This window comes from candidate division WOR-3 bacterium (assembly GCA_013177935.1).
In the GTDB taxonomy this organism is placed as follows: Bacteria; Hydrothermota; Tepidihabitantia; order Tepidihabitantales; family Tepidihabitantaceae; genus Tepidihabitans.
In genome coordinates this window covers 138,366-153,462 of the sequence record JABLXZ010000004.1, presented here as the reverse complement: position 1 = coordinate 153,462, position 15,097 = coordinate 138,366, and the positions used below count along the sequence as shown (strand labels likewise).

The window sequence follows — 15,097 nt, the reverse complement described above, 5'->3', positions numbered from 1 at the left end:
CGGTGATGAGTAGCGCGGTCTGGTCCATTAAGCCGGTTGATGAGGAGCGGGTTAAGGCGCTTGTCCAGGAACTTGGGGTTTCAGAGCCTTTGGCTCGTTTGCTCGTGTTGCGGGGCGTAAAAGACCGAACCGGTGCTGAGGAGTGGCTCAATCCGAATTTTTCCCATCTCCACCCTCCTGAACTTTTGCCCGATTTTGAACTGGCACGGGACCGGATTTTTCAGGCGATAGAAAAGAGGGAGCCGGTTCTTATCTGGGGCCATGACGACCTTGATGGGATAACCGCGACAGTTGTGCTCTATCAGGTCTTGAACGGGCTTCAGGCAAAGGCAAGGTATTACATCCCGGTAAAAGGCAGAGACAAACACGGGCTTGACTATCGGTTTGTTGAGAGTGCCGAGGCGAGCGATGTCCGGTTGATAATTACGGTAGATTGCGGGATAACAAACTATCAGGATGTTGCCGCATTGAAGGCGCGCGGGGTTGATGTGGTGGTTACCGACCATCATGAGGTAATTGACCCGATGCCCGGTGCGGTTGCAGCGGTTGACCCGAAGCGTCCGGATTCCGATTACCCGTATCCGAATCTGACCGGGGTTGGCGTGGCGCTGAAGCTGGCGCTGGGTCTGGTGCAGGAGAGACTGGGTTTTTCGTCTGAAGAGTTCTTTTCGGTCTATCGGGATGCGCTGGTGTTGACAACGCTCGGGACAATTGCGGACCGGGCACCACTTACCGGTGAGAATCGGGTGCTCGTAACCCTGGGGTTGCGCCAGCTGGAGAAAACAAACATTCCGGCGGTGCGAGCGGTGCTCAAGTCGATAAACTTTCCGCCGCAGGGTTTTACGGTGAGCGGATTTCTTGCTGAACTTTTGCCCCTGTTTGCATCGGCGAATGGGGGCGAAGGGGTAAGACATTTCCTTGACCAGGACCCGGCGGTTGCTGAAGCGTGGGTTAAGGAACTGGTGGCGCGCAGTCAGGCGTGGCGCGAGGAGGCGGAGAAAACATTTGCCCTGGCAAGTGAAAATGTGCGGCTTGGCGACGGGATACTGTTTGTGCAACACCCGGGACTTTCTTTGCGGGCGTTAGGGTTCAGTGCTGCCCGGTTACGGGAAAGGTACGGTGTGCCGGCAATTGTTATTGGCTGCAGAGGTGATGCCTGGGTTGGTGAATGTCGCGGGATGGAGGGTGTTGATTTAATGGAGTTGTTGCGGGCGCTGCGTAACTACTTTATCGACTATGGCGGGCACAAGAAGGCGGCAGGATTTTCCATCAAGGAGGAGAATGTCGCTGAGTTCATCCGGGCGGCAGAGCGGTTTGCCCACACCAATTTTGCCCCGAAGATTGTTCGGGAGTCGATGCTGGTTGCCGATGGTTTTCTGCCCCTGAGTAAATTTGAGCGGGATGTGGTAAAACTGGCACCTTTTGGCGAAGGCAACCCGCAGCCGATGTTCGTTTCGGAACCGACAACATTTGTCTGGAGTGAAAAGGGGCTTGTTCCGGAAACCAATCCTGAGCTCGTGCTTTTGCCCGGGCGGTGCGACTGCCAGATAACGCCCGGTGTGCCTTATCGGGTGCTCTACACCGTTGATGACCTTGGACAGTTAGCGGTAGTTGCCTGTCATTCTGAACCGCAAAGTGCCCATTAAAACGGTCTACGCCGCGAGAAAGCGCAATCGCGCCGACCATCTCTGGATATTTTCCAATGAGATTACCCATGTTGATGGGAATCCGGGGATGGGTGATTTGGTAAAGGTTTTTGACCGGGGTAAGTTCATTGGCTGCGGGATGTATAATCCCCGTTCTCTGATTGCGGTTCGGCTTTACTCAACCCGGGATGAGGAGCTGGATGAAAACCTTTTACAGCGCCGGCTGGAGCGGGCATATCAGCTACGCAAGAGGAAACTTCCCGAGGAGAACGACTTCCGTCTGGTGTTTGGCGAAAGTGACTGGGTACCGGGGCTCGTGATTGACAAGTACGGTACGCACTTTGCAGTTCAGGTTTATGCCGCCGGTTTTGACAACCGATTGGATATGGTGACAAAGGTGCTCCTTGACCTGTTTGATGTGACGGCAATTTTCGAAAAGGACGATATCAAACTGCGTGAGCCGGAAGGGCTGGAGCGCCGCGAGCGTTTGCTATATGGCACGCCGCAACCCGATTTGATTATCTCGGAAAATGGTTTGCGGTTTTATGTCAACATCGCGGCCGGGCAGAAAACCGGTTACTTCTTTGACCATCGTCTGACCCGGCTCAAGGTGCGGAAACTGGCAAAAAACCGCCGGGTGCTGGATGTGTTCTGTTATACCGGTTCATTTGCCATTAATGCGGCGTGGGGTGGTGCCAAAGAGGTCAAGGCGGTTGACATTTCTCAGGAGGCTTGTGCTCTTGCCGAGCGCAATGCCCGGCTCAATGGCGTGGCGGAGAGGTGTGAATTTGTCGTGGCGGATGCGTTCGAATTTATGCGCGATTTACTGCGGAAAGGTGAGCGGTTTGAATTGATAAACCTGGACCCGCCCGCGTTCATCAAGGCGCAGAAGCAGAAAAAGAACGGTATTACCGGTTACCTGAAATTAAACCGCCTGGCAATGAAACTGTTGACGCCGGGTGGCATTCTGGTCTCGTCCTCCTGCTCCCATTACCTTTTCTGGCAGGACCTGCTGGATGTGGTTGCCGCAGCAGCCCAGGAGTTGAACAGGACATTTGTGATTCTTGACCGTTCGCAGCAGGGTCCAGACCATCCGGTTTTGCCCCAGATGCCGGAGTCGGAGTATTTGCGCTGCCTGATTGTTCAGGTGGATTAAGATATCGGGAAGATGTTAAGGTACGAAGGCGGGCAACAGGTCAAATCCGGCAAAACTGTAGGATGGGCATACTGAGAATGATGAAAGAGATGAACCATCAGGGGGTAATAATTTTTACAGGTTGCACTTTGCAATTTTATTCGTAAAGGCAGGAGTATCCTATAATAGGAGGCAATGTGAAAAATGGTCTGTCTTTGGTAATTTTGTTGATACTGAATCAGTTGCTGGGTGCGGTTGAAAATGAGACGGTTGGGGCGGGTAATCAAGCGATTTTTAGGGCGGAAACCAACGCACAGAGCGAGATTTCAGGGGATGCCTTCACCATCCCACGGCTCCTAAGTTATCAGGGGAAAATTACCGATAGTCTCGGGATACCTGTGCCCGACAGTGACTACTCTTTAACCTTTCGTCTGTACGCACAGGAAAGTGGTGGCACTCCGTGCTGGAATGAAACGCAGACCGTCGCGGTTAGGAATGGGCTGTTTTCGGTTTTATTAGGTGCGGTTAATCCGATAACAACGATTCCTAACAGTGGGGTCCTGTATCTCGGGATGCAAATTGGTGCAAACCCCGAACTGACGCCGCGCCAGCGTATTGTGAGCAGCGCTTATGCCTTTAAGGCGGATACCGCCAACTATGCGTTGATGACGGTCGGAAACGAAGAAAAGACCTGGATGCGTGGAACTCCGGACAGCGTCCTTTATACCGTACATCAACTTGGTATCAGTCGCGGCGGGTCCGATAATATGCTTTACGGGGACATTCGCTATTCCCATACGAATCTCGGGGTTGCCTGTACAACTGGCACTCCAGGTGCTAACTACGGTTATTGTACTGTGAGCGGAGGGTTTGCCAATAGGGCGAGTGATTTATGCGCCACAGTCGGTGGCGGTGGGGGTAACATTGCGACGGGAAGTTATGCCACCGTGGCGGGTGGTTCGGGTAATGAAGCAACCGGCTCGCGGTCGACGGTTGGTGGCGGGAGGCATAATATAGCGAGTGGTACCAATGCAACGGTCGCGGGCGGGAAGTATGCAGTGGCGAGCGGTTACTGTGCTTCGGTTATTGGAGGGGTGGACAATATTGCCAGTGGCGGTTACGCGACAGTTGCCGGTGGCAGCGGGAATATCGCAAGCGGTTACTGTGCGATGGTTACAGGAAGTCACAGTAGTGTTGCATCTGGGTCCTTTGCCGCGGTTCCGGGCGGTGTCATGAATTTTGCCGGGGGCACAGCGAGTTTGGCAGCCGGTTACAGTGCGCGGGCGAATCACAGCGGTTGTTTCGTATGGAGCGATACTGTGGGACTAGATATGGACACCGTATGCAGTACCGGACCGAATCAGTGGCGAGCGCGAGCAAGCGGCGGCGTCTGGTTTTTTAGTGACCGAACAATGAGCACCGGTGTATATCTGGCACCAGGTTCGAACTCATGGTCTTCAATTTCGGATGATAAAATGAGCGTGGCTCGTAGCACGGTAAACAACCAGGCTGTGCTGGAGCGCATTGCCACGCTGCGGGTGGAAGAGTACTCTTTCCCGGGTTCGGATAAAAAGGTAAGGCATATTGGGCCCAGGGCGCAGGAGTTTTATGCCACATTGGGTTATGGTGATACTGCCAGTGCGATCAACCTGGCGGATATGGATGGTGTCCTGATTGCGGCAATTCAAGCCCTTTATGAAGAGAATAAACGACTGCGCGCCGCAGTTGATACGATGAGGATTGAACTGGAAAACAGTAAGGCGATACACGAGAGGTGATGTACTGGGCAAGGTTTATTAAAGGAAAGATGGGTAAAAAGGTTGGGTTAAGGGTAATCCCCGTAACAGTTCCGGGGAATACCCCTGGTGCGCCGGGTGAATTTTTTCTAACTGTCCGCAAATCCGTTACCTAACACATACCGGTCAATTTTCATCGTTAATTTTTTCCTATTTCGGGGTCATAAAGATAGACCGAAGGCGGGCGTGAGGAGCGGTTTTGTAGCCCATCCGGACATCCGATTGACAAGTTCCTCCAAGAAGTTATACTGACTTGATGTTAAAAGAAAAGCCGGTATGGAAACTGGACACGATTGTCGGTGGTGAAACAACGGTCAAGGGTGATTTTCGGGTTGGCGGCGGGCTGCGGCTGGATGGTCAGATTGAGGGCCGGGTTGATGTTGCCGACACGTTTCTTACCGGTCCCCGTTCGTTCTTCAAGGGCGAGGTTCACTGCCAGAGTGCGGTTATCGCCGGCAGGGTGGAAGGAAATATCTTTGCCGGTGAGCGGGTGGAGTTGCAGAGTGGCGCCCAGGTCTTCGGTAATATTACCTGTCGAGAACTGGTGATTCAGCCCGGCTGTGTTTTTGAGGGCAGTTGCTCAATGGTGAGAGTCGAGTCCGAGAGTTAAATCGGTAACGGATGCGGTTTTTGCTGCTGGGAGTGCTGTTGGTCGGCGGCTTAGTAGCGATGCCGCCGATGCCGGGAAATACCGTTCTGCTTAAATTTCCCGGTCGGATGGAAAAACCGGAAAAGGTCAAACCGCTAACCGATGAGCCCCGCCGGTTTCTTGTTGTTTTGGTCGATTTCAGCGATAAGCCCCATCAACACAGTCAGGCAGAGTTTAAACAGCTTTTGTTTGGTACAGGCAGTCGTTCAATGCGGGACTACTTTCTTGAGGTGAGTTATGGCGGGTTGACGGTTACCGGTGAGGTTGTTGATTGGGTCCGTTTGAGTAATCCCTACTCATATTATCTTGGAGACTCATTTGGCATCTACGGCTCTTTTCCGAATAACAGTCAGGGTCTGGTGCGGGATGCGGTGCTTGCGGTTGACAATCAGGTTGACTTTTCCCGATACGATGGCGACAACGACGGGTTTGTTGATGGATTGATGTTAATCCATGCCGGTCCGGGTGCTGAGGAGACCGGTTCGCGCCAGGACATCTGGTCGCACAAGTGGCAGATGTCTGACCCGGTTTTTGGTTCGCCCGGTCCGGTACAGACTCAGGATGGGGTGCAGGTTGATGTCTTTTCGGTGCAGCCCGAGCGGTTTCAGGATGGTTCATTGATAACTATCGGGGTTTTCTGTCATGAGTTCGGGCACATTCTTGGCTTACCGGACCTTTATGACACAGACTATTCCAGTTCTGGTCTGGGGATTTTCTGTTTGATGGCTGGGGGCGGCTGGGCAAGGGCAGGTGAGTCTGAACCCTATGGCAGTTCACCGGTTCACATCTGCTCCTGGGGAAAGTATCTTCTGGGCTGGGTAAGACCGGATTCGGTCGAAGTGGGCGGAACCGATTCGCTGTTTGCCTCAATTGTTGCGGCGGGGCAGCAGGCTTGCTGTTTTCGGATTTTGAACAATCCCGGTGGGGTGGATTGGAGCTGGGGAGGTTCTGGTAGTGGCGAGTACTTTCTGGTGGAGAACCGGCAGCGCATCGGTTTTGACCAGGGTTTGCCTGGCAGTGGACTGTTGATTTTGCATATTGACGAGTCACAGCCCAATAACGATAACGAACAGCACCCTTTGGTCGGAATTCTGCGCGCGGACCGCTCACCCAGTTTTGCTATGGGACCAGATGACCGAGGTGGTGATGCGCAGTTGTGGAAGGCGAGCGACACCGGGGTCAGAAACTTTACGACCCCTTCAACCGCATTTTATGACGGGGTGCAGAGCGGGGTGGTGATTGAAAAAATATCACCATCCGGAGAAACGATGACCGCGCTGTTGCGAATCGCACCTCTGTTTTTAGGAAGGGTTTACTCTTTTCCCAATCCGGTGATTCCACCGAAGGGTAACAGTCAGGCAACGATTGTTTACACACCAACCGATAGCGCCCGACTGGCAAACAGATATCCGCCATTTAAGGTTAAGATTTACAATATTGCGGGCGAGCCGGTTCGGGTTCTTAACAAAGAGACCGAGATTAACCGAAGCCATCGTGCTGCCTACTGGGATTTAAAGAATGCCCGAGGGCAGCCGGTGACAAGCGGGATGTACTTTTATGTTGTGGAACTTGAAGATGAAGGGGTAAAGGAAGAGGGTATTGGAAGATTAACGGTTATCAGATAGGAGGTTTAAGTGAAAGTGGAGTTAAATGGTAAGGTGGCGGTTGTAACCGGTGCCGGTTCAGGTATCGGCCGGGCGATTGCTCTGGAATTAGGTAAAGCGGGTGCCCAGGTTGCGGTGTGCGACCTGTTTTTAGATGCGGCAGAGCGGGTAGCGGGCGAACTCAAGGAACAGGGCGTTCAGGCGGCAGCCTTTCAGGTTGATGTGGCTGATTTCAATCAGGCGGTTAAAACCTGTGAAGAGATTGAGCGGACATTTAACGGCTTGCACATTTTAGTTAATAACGCCGGTATTACCAGAGACAATCTGCTTTTGCGGATGAGTGAGGAGGATTTTGACCGGGTGATAGCGGTGAATCTGAAAGGGGCGTTCAACTGGACCAAAGCCGGCTGTCGGGCGATGATGAAGGCACGATGGGGTAGAATCATCAATATCAGTTCGGTTATCGGACAGATGGGCAATGCCGGGCAGGCGAACTATGCCGCGGCAAAGGCAGGTTTGATTGGATTTACGAAGTCAATCGCCAAGGAGCTGGCAGCAAGGAATATCACGGTGAATGCGATTGCTCCGGGGTTTATTGCAACCGCAATGACCGAAAAGCTGGACGAAGCAACAAAAGCACGGTACCTCGAGGTAATCCCGTTGAAACGGGCAGGCACACCGCAGGATGTTGCCGCGGTGTGCCTGTTCCTTGCCTCAGAAGAGGCGGGTTACATCACCGGTCAGGTTATTCGGGTTGATGGTGGGATGCTGATGTAGTCCATCCTGTTGGGCTTAATCAATCATCCTATCCCGGAGTTTGGTGACCAGATGTGATTACACGCCTGGCAATAGAAGTAAAGCGGTGGGTACTGGATGCCGTCGGTACAGCCTGGACAGGGCATTGATATTGGCCTGCCATCGGGCAGGACTTCGGCTTCCCGTTCCCAGACATGGGCTTTTGAGACACCAGGTCCCACAGAACTGACCTGATGCTCATAATGAGCCCAGGTGTTGTCATTACCGCACTGAGGGCAGGTTGGTCGTGCCATTTTTAACTCCTTTCCTTTGCTCTTACCTCCTGAAATAGCGGTGGTTTAATAACCGCTTCGCCTGAATTAGGTTAGTTTATTTTGCGGTGAAGTCAAATGATGCCGTGCTTGACAGAAATTGTTGGGTGTTTATGCTGAAAAAGAGAGTTAAGCGATGCCAAAGGATAACATCCAGACCCTGAAGAAGCAATTAAAAGAAGCGCAGGACGATAAAGAGCGACTTAACTGTTTAATTGCGCTGGGAGATGAGTTGCGTATCAGTGCGCCGATGGAGGCGAAACCACTGCTCGAGGAGGCGTTGAAAATCAGCCGGGATATTGGGGCAATGGAACAGGTGGCGCGAGTCAGTTTGCGGCTGGCTGAAGTGTGCCGGTTGTTAGGTGATGTGGAAATGAGCCGGCATTATGCCAGCGAAACTCTTAAATGGGCAAAAGAGCTGGGGCACGAACGGCTTCAGGGAAGCGGATTTTATCTGCTTGGGACGCTATACGAAAAGTCGGGTCAATATGAGGAGGCGTTGCAATGTACCCAGCAGGCACTGAAAATCTGGGAGAAAGATGGTTACGAAGAAGGTGTTTATGCCGCATTAAATCAAATGGGCAACCTTGCCGGTTTTCAGGGACGGTTTGAAGAGGCGCTGAAGTATTACCAAAGTTGTGGTGAAATGCTCTCGGACCAGTGCGATGACTCAGTCCGGGCAGTAAATTACTACAATCTTGGTTGGGTTTTGATTGAATTGGGTAACTGGGAGGAGGGGGCAGAAAATCTCTATCGCACGATTGCGCTTGCGGAGAGACGCGGGTACGATTATGTCCGCTGGAATGCGGTTAATGTCCTTGGGGAGTTAGCATTAAAGAAAAACCGTCTGGCCCGGGCGGTAGAACTGTTCAGCCAGGTGGTCAAGGCGGGTCGGGAAGGGCTTGAAGAGATATTACAGGAGGGGTTAATCAATCTCGGTGAAGCGGAGTTTCGCCAGCACAACTTAGCCGCGGCAAGCGCCGCTTATCAGGAGGCGCTTACGCTTTGTGAGCGTGCCCAGGACCGGCTTGGAATTACGGAAATTTACTGGCGAATGGCAGAACTGGAACTGGCACGAGGGGAAATGGAGCGATGTGCAGGCCTGTGTGCCCGGGCGATAGAGATGGCAAGGGAGTTGCAGGCGAACAAAGAGGAGGCTGAGGCGTTACGGGTTCGGGCTTTACTCGAAATTGAGATGGGTATGGAGGCGGCGGCAATCGCCTGTTTTGAAAAGGCACTGGAGTTACTGCGAGGAGCGCAAAACAGTTACGAATATGCCCGGGTGCAATTCCAATACGGTCGTTTTCTCTTGAAGCAGGGTCAGCAGGAACAGGGGGTGGCTTTACTGAAAAAAGCTGCTCAGGTGTTCAGAAATCTCGGGGTGGTTGCCGAGGCGGATGAGATTAACCGAACTCTTTTCGAACTGGACCTGAATGTCGACCGCGATATGGCGGTACTTTCCGCTGTGTCCGGGCTATCAACGATGGGGCTTGAGCCGGCAAATTTTTTAACCGAAACCTTCAAGAGGATGTGTGAAGCCTGGGGTTGTCGAGGAGGGTCGTTTTTGAGCGATAACGAGCCCATATTCGTTTTTGGTCAGGTCGATTTAGACGATGTGCGAAGGGCGGCGGCAAATGGCAAAAAACAGGTGAGCGAGGGGTCAATTGTCTGGTTTCCGGTTGCTGCCGGGGATTCTTTCTTCGGCGGTATCTATCTGGAGTTCGAGTCTAAGGCGATTCGGCGTTGTAATCCACTGGTTTTGAATACTATTGCCGCGCTGATTATGCCGGCGGTTCAACGGCTTAAAAGTTCCGGTATCTCTGTTGAGCCTGAAGAGGAGGAAATTCCGGGCTTGTGTTTTTCGGGCGTGATTGGAAATTCGCCGGTGATGCGGAAAAATCTTGAGATTGTGGCGCGGAGTGCCCATTCTTCGGTACCGGTTTTGATTCGGGGTGAGAGTGGAACTGGTAAAGAACTCGTGGCGCGAGCGCTGCACCTCTCAGGGCCGCGATGCGACAAACCGTTTATTCCGATTAATTGTGCCGCTGTACCTGAGACGCTTTTAGAAGCGGAGTTCTTCGGTGTGGAAAAGGGTGCGGCAACCGGTGTCGTGGCAAGAAAGGGAAAGTTTGAACTTGCCAATGGTGGAACCGTTTTCTTGGACGAGATTGGCGATATGAGTCCGGGTTTGCAGGCAAAACTGCTGCGGGTTCTTCAGGAGAAGGAGTTTGAGCGGATTGGTGGCGCAAAACCAATAAAGGTTGATGTGCGGGTGGTGGCAGCGACCAATCAGAACCTTGAATTGCTAATTAAGGAAGGGAAATTTCGGGAGGACCTGTATTACCGCCTTAATGGGGTTGAGATTTTTCTGCCGCCGCTCCGGGAAAGAAAGGAAGACATTGGCGAACTAATACGATACTTTATCGCCCGGGCAAATCAGGAGACAAATCGGCAGGTCAAAGGTGTTACCGAAGGGGTGTTGCGGTGCTTTCTCGCCTATCACTGGCCCGGCAACATCAGAGAGTTGCAACATGTAATCCAGCGCTGTGTTCTGCTTGCCCGGGGCGATGAGATAACTGTGTCGGACCTGCCGGTGCAGTTTCAAAAGTTAATTGAAGAGATACCCCAGGCGGAAACCGTTAATTTACGCATCAGCCGGCGCAGGGCACAGGAACAAGCCGCAGCAGAGGTGGAGAGAGAAACGCTCGTTCGTTGCCTTGAGCAGGCTGGAGGGAATGTCACCAGGGCGGCAAAAATCGCTGGCTATAGCCGGGCACAATTTTATCGGCTTTTAAAGAAACACAACATCTCACCGCAAAAGTAGACTGTCTCATCATTGTAGACAGTATTATTATACATATTTTCAATAAGTTATAAAATCACTCCGTCCCTTTCACCCTTTTAGATAAAGTCCTATTGTCTCATTCTTGTAGACACCATATTAAGAAAAATGGAGTTGTTGTATGCGATAATATATTGATATTATGATACTTATAACAATTTTTAGTTTGGTGGCACGGTTGGTGCTTTTTAATAAAGCGTATGAAGAAGCAGATAAGGTTAGTGAAACAAGCAGAAAAAAGGAGGAAATATGTTTGGTAAAGGAGTAGAGAAGGTAGCGATGTTTTTGATGGTTTGTGTGGTGCTGGTTGCCGGGCTCTTTGTGCTGCGGCTGAAGAATCTTGAAGTGGGAACGTTTACGATGCCGGTGAGCCCGAAAGAGGCGGTTGAGAACTATCAAGAGCGAATTCGCACCACCGAGCGGTTGCTGGTTCAGGAGCGTCTGTAAACAGATGGAGGTGAAGATGCCGGTCAAAAATTTGAAGATGCGCTGGTGGCTGGAGATGGGAATAGGAATTGGTTTGTGTCTTACCGCCCTGTTTGTGAACCAGATTGGTAGATTGAATGTAATGCCGAACTGTTTTTACGGGACGCCCACAGGATTGGAAATAGATTCAAACAAAATTGGAAGGGGGAGCGTTTTGGGGCAGGACGCTAAGTCCTGATGAGCCAGACCGCGCCAAACAACACTGGCAGCCCGGGCACGGGCTGCCAGTAGTTTTATAGAATACTCGTCGACCGGTTATCTAAGAATCAAGCACCTTTCGGTGATACTCGAATCGTTGGTTTGTAGTTTTAAGAAGTAAACACCGGGAACTAAGTTTCGCGGTTGCCAGGGAAATTGGTGAGTTCCTGCTGACTGATTTTCGCAACAAAAGAGGGTGGAGATTTTTCTTCCGGTGATGTCAATTACCGAAATACGCACCGGTGAGGTATGAGGCAGGGAATAGGAGATTAGAGCCCGATTGGTAATCGGGTTCGGTCGGAGCGAGAGGTTTAAAGAAAAAGGTGGAGCGGAGTTTTTTGCGTCCCCATCAACTCCGACACCGGTGTCAAACCAGTTCTGAACTGCGGTACAGGATGATAAGAAGTTCAGGGAGTCGTCCGCAGCAATAAAGGCAAAGGCGAGCCGCTGTCTGCCATTGTTGGGCGGAATGTTAAATGGACCGGTGGCGACCGCAAGCGACCAGTTATAGGGACGGTCGCTCGATTGAACGCCGAGATTTCCAAAAAGGGCGCGAAACTTCATATCATCGGTCATTCCGGAGTCGGGGTAAACATAACGGCTGTGGTCAATACAGGTTAGATTTGCCGGGTTACGCGGATAAAGCAGTTTAACTCCCACACAGGGAAATGGTGTGTTGACATTGCGCATCAGGGCGGCATTCTGTTCGGGCAGGGTGAAGGCAATATCGTGCAACCGGTCGGTAGGCAGGACATCAAAATCGGCAAGAATACCGGCATAAAGGTTGTTTACCGTATCAGAAGAGGTATTCCAGATGTCGTATACCAGAGCGATGGAATTTGCCAGTTCACTGTTGCTAAAACCCAGTGCCCGCTGGTCAACAACAAGCCCGCGACGGTTCGGGTGCCCCTGGTCGCTGAAACTGCTGAATAACGCCTCATTGCTACTCCAGATGGGGAGCGTAAGGCGTAGACTCTCCTGCAGGTGCCAGTCCCGGTCAAAACCGTTGTGTGTCTGGTTGTAGAATCGGTCAACAAGGTAGTCGCCGGAGTTGCCGAGCGCAAAACTGGCGATGTTCAAGCGGCTGGTGTCCGATTCTGGATATCGGAACCCCCTGCCCTTGCGGTCTGTTTCCGGGTCATAGCCGAATGTTCCCCGGGCGGTGATTGTCAGGGCACAAACGCCCGTGTCAATTTCAGCGATGGTTCTGCCTGCGTAGCCCAGTTCAACTGAGAACCAGAGCTCGGACTCGCCCTGGTCGGACCGAATCAAGGCAAGCATTTCTGCTGAAGAGCCGGGAATGGTAGCAGGTGCGGCAGTGATGGTCAGGCTTTCAGTGTGGACAGATTCACCAGCAGGAACGGTGCCGATTGCGGCGGTGGAGTCAAGAATGGAGATGTTAGGGTTTAAGGTGCGCAGGGTCAAATTGGTGTTGGTCGCCGCAGCCAAACCGATGTTACTGAGAACGATTTTCAGGTGTACGGTTTCGCCGGGTTCGAGCACGGCATTTTCATGAGGTTGTCCCTGGTCGTCAATTTCATATCGCTGATAGGTGAACGACGGTTCCAAATCGCCGGGTACTATCGGGATGGTTTTTGAGTCGGGCAGGTTGTTGTGCCGCCAGGCGGTGATTAAGAGTTGTCCGATGGTTGTGGGATGAATGGCTAAATTTACGACCCCGCTACTGTTTGTGGTACCGGTAGCAAGTATGGTGCCATCTTTATATGCGGTAACCGTTGCGTCTGAAACCGGATTACTTCCTTCCCGGACCGTAACAGTGAGGGTTTGGGAACCGGTCTGAATTGTATCCGGGGCTGTTAAAGATAGATTCAGGGGCGGTGCGGTCCAGATGTCAATTGTTGGGTCGCCAAGCAGGTTGAATTCGGTCATACACCAGCGCCAGAGTGGGTCGTAAATTGCCGCTGCCGCATACTCCTCGCGGGAGCGGTTGTGACAGGGTCCGGTTTGATATTGGGCATAGTTGAAAAGAAAGTCATAAAACCGGACGCACAGTTTTTCGGACGGACCCATCACCGGCGGTGTGCCCCAGCCGTAACGGGAGTTCATCATCACAGCGATGGCGCCGCCTTCCTGACAGTTCAGGGCAACTTCGGCAAGGCAGTCTTCGGCTTCAAAGTTGCCGGGATTGCAGGCAAGAGAGGTGATAATGGAAAAGCGGCGGTCGTTTTGCTGGCGGCTGGCAACACTGGTGGTGTAGATGGCACTACCGTTTTCGTCGTAAACACCGGATTCGTTGCCGTGTCCTGCCGGGTCAAAAATCAGAAATCCGTGGTCAAACGAGTCGGCGACAACGAGCGCACTGGGCGGGTTCTCCATTTTACGGTCGGTCCAGTCCGGCGGTGTTATTTCGGCGATGGAGTCATTGACAAACTTTCCGTGATAGTTAAGGGAGCGCCAGAGCCAGCCTGAGGGTAGAAGGCTGCGCTTTATATAATCGGGGATAGGGTTGTTTTCAAAAGTCTGGACTTTGTTAATGAAGTTCTCAACCTGTTGCCGGCTATCAACCGATGCCCGACCTACGAATACATCCGCATAAAGGTCAACTGAATCTTCCATTTCGCCGAAGCGATTGTTGTGATTGGAGTCCCAGGAGTAGTCAATGTCGCCATAGTAAAGGTCGGTTGGTATTGAACCGTGTTCATTTCCCACGCTGACCTCAATGTGCCGGCACGGCACCTGCGGATTGTCACCGGCGAGGAGAACATAAGAGATGCCCCGTGAGTGAAAGTAATCAATTATCAGGTTGCGAATTTTTTCGGCTAAATCCCGGCCCGGATAGTTATTTACCACCCATTCAACCGTTCGCAGTTCGGTTTTTAAACCGCGGCTTGTTTTGTACTGTATGTAAGGCTGAAACAGCGGGGCAAGTTCGGCGCTGGTGATTATCAGATAGTCCACCGCGGGTTGGTCGGTCTCTTTGAGGGGCGGAGCAAAACGGTTCAGGTCTTCGGGGTTTGAAATCAGCGGACGCAAACTCTGGTTGATGCGGTCGCGCTGCGAAAAAGTCAGGGCTATTGGGGTGGAGGCGTTCTCTTCGTAGTTAACGACAACCCGAATTCGGGTGTGCAGATACAGTTTTTTAGATGCCGGGTGGTACTCAAACGGGCAGAGGATGACATTCACCAGTTTGAACCCGGCAGCGCTACCGGTTGAATAGGAAAAAAGTGTCCTGTCGGGAAATGGGTTGTTTGAACTGTAAATCTCAGGGTCCGGTGCGACAAATGTGGCCGTAGTTTGAGCGGAGATGGGAACCGGTGGCTGGGCAGGAACGATGGTGTAATTACCGGGAATTTCTTCGCTGACAACCGGCTGTGCAGAAACGGCGCTGACACGGGCATCAGCCGGTATGAGCAGGGTTAAAGATGTGTAAGGCAGAAGCGGTTTGCCCGGATTGGGGATGAAAAAACCGCTTGCTAAATTGACAACATCATACCCAACGTACCGGTGTAAAGCGAGCCGGTCTGGGCTGATGTCAACGGTCTGGCTCACGGTGCCGGCAAAGAGCACCACAAAAAGAGCAAACAGCAAAACGACAGTCCTTTTCAATTGTCCTCCTGATTAGGTTAACATACTATTTTAGAAAAATTATTACCCCGGGCAACAAAATTATTCGGGTGGGACCTGGAATCTTTATCAGAATATTATTATACTGT

11 protein-coding genes are annotated in these 15,097 nt (G+C 52.0%); 9 read left to right on the top strand and 2 right to left on the bottom strand.

Annotated features, from left to right (window positions below):
- Nucleotides 1-5 precede the first annotated feature (5 nt).
- From HPY86_07360 to fabG, 6 genes are all read left to right on the top strand, one after another.
- Nucleotides 6-1,646: a hypothetical protein gene (locus HPY86_07360; protein NPV14733.1), complete on the top strand. Its 1,641-nt coding sequence runs from the start codon at nt 6-8 to the stop codon at nt 1,644-1,646.
- Entirely contained in the window at nt 1,636-2,802 is a 1,167-nt protein-coding gene (locus tag HPY86_07355) for a class I SAM-dependent rRNA methyltransferase (protein ID NPV14732.1), read from the top strand. The genes HPY86_07360 and HPY86_07355 overlap by 11 nt, the downstream gene beginning before the upstream one ends.
- A 176-nt stretch (nt 2,803-2,978) precedes the next feature.
- Nucleotides 2,979-4,559, top strand: coding sequence for a hypothetical protein (locus tag HPY86_07350; protein ID NPV14731.1), 1,581 nt, complete (start codon nt 2,979-2,981; stop codon nt 4,557-4,559).
- 274 nt (nt 4,560-4,833) lie between these two features.
- Entirely contained in the window at nt 4,834-5,187 is a 354-nt protein-coding gene (locus tag HPY86_07345; GenBank protein NPV14730.1) for a polymer-forming cytoskeletal protein, read from the top strand.
- A gap of 11 nt (nt 5,188-5,198) precedes the next feature.
- Nucleotides 5,199-6,851, top strand: a complete 1,653-nt coding sequence (locus HPY86_07340) for a M6 family metalloprotease domain-containing protein (GenBank protein ID NPV14729.1) — start codon at nt 5,199-5,201, stop codon at nt 6,849-6,851.
- A 15-nt stretch (nt 6,852-6,866) separates the two neighbouring features.
- On the top strand, nt 6,867-7,607 hold the full coding sequence (fabG, locus tag HPY86_07335) for a 3-oxoacyl-[acyl-carrier-protein] reductase (GenBank protein ID NPV14728.1): 741 nt from the start codon (nt 6,867-6,869) through the stop codon (nt 7,605-7,607).
- 23 nt (nt 7,608-7,630) lie between these two features.
- Here fabG and HPY86_07330 read toward each other — a convergent pair whose 3' ends face one another.
- Entirely contained in the window at nt 7,631-7,879 is a 249-nt protein-coding gene (locus HPY86_07330; GenBank protein NPV14727.1) for a hypothetical protein, read from the bottom strand.
- 154 nt (nt 7,880-8,033) lie between these two features.
- Here HPY86_07330 and HPY86_07325 point away from each other — a divergent pair, with 154 nt between their 5' ends.
- The 3 genes from HPY86_07325 to HPY86_07315 all read left to right on the top strand — a co-directional run bounded on the left by HPY86_07325 (nt 8,034) and on the right by HPY86_07315 (nt 11,403).
- Nucleotides 8,034-10,721 carry a sigma 54-interacting transcriptional regulator gene (locus tag HPY86_07325; GenBank protein NPV14726.1) on the top strand — a complete coding sequence of 896 codons (2,688 nt, stop codon included), beginning with the start codon at nt 8,034-8,036 and terminating at the stop codon, nt 10,719-10,721.
- A 267-nt stretch (nt 10,722-10,988) separates the two neighbouring features.
- Nucleotides 10,989-11,186, top strand: a complete 198-nt coding sequence (locus HPY86_07320) for a hypothetical protein (GenBank protein NPV14725.1) — start codon at nt 10,989-10,991, stop codon at nt 11,184-11,186.
- A 4-nt stretch (nt 11,187-11,190) separates the two neighbouring features.
- Nucleotides 11,191-11,403, top strand: coding sequence for a hypothetical protein (locus HPY86_07315; GenBank protein ID NPV14724.1), 213 nt, complete (start codon nt 11,191-11,193; stop codon nt 11,401-11,403).
- Between the two features lie 77 nt (nt 11,404-11,480).
- On the opposite strand, the gene HPY86_07310 is transcribed toward HPY86_07315, so the two are convergent.
- Nucleotides 11,481-14,990: a T9SS type A sorting domain-containing protein gene (locus tag HPY86_07310; protein ID NPV14723.1), complete on the bottom strand. Its 3,510-nt coding sequence runs from the start codon at nt 14,988-14,990 to the stop codon at nt 11,481-11,483.
- Nucleotides 14,991-15,097 lie beyond the last annotated feature (107 nt).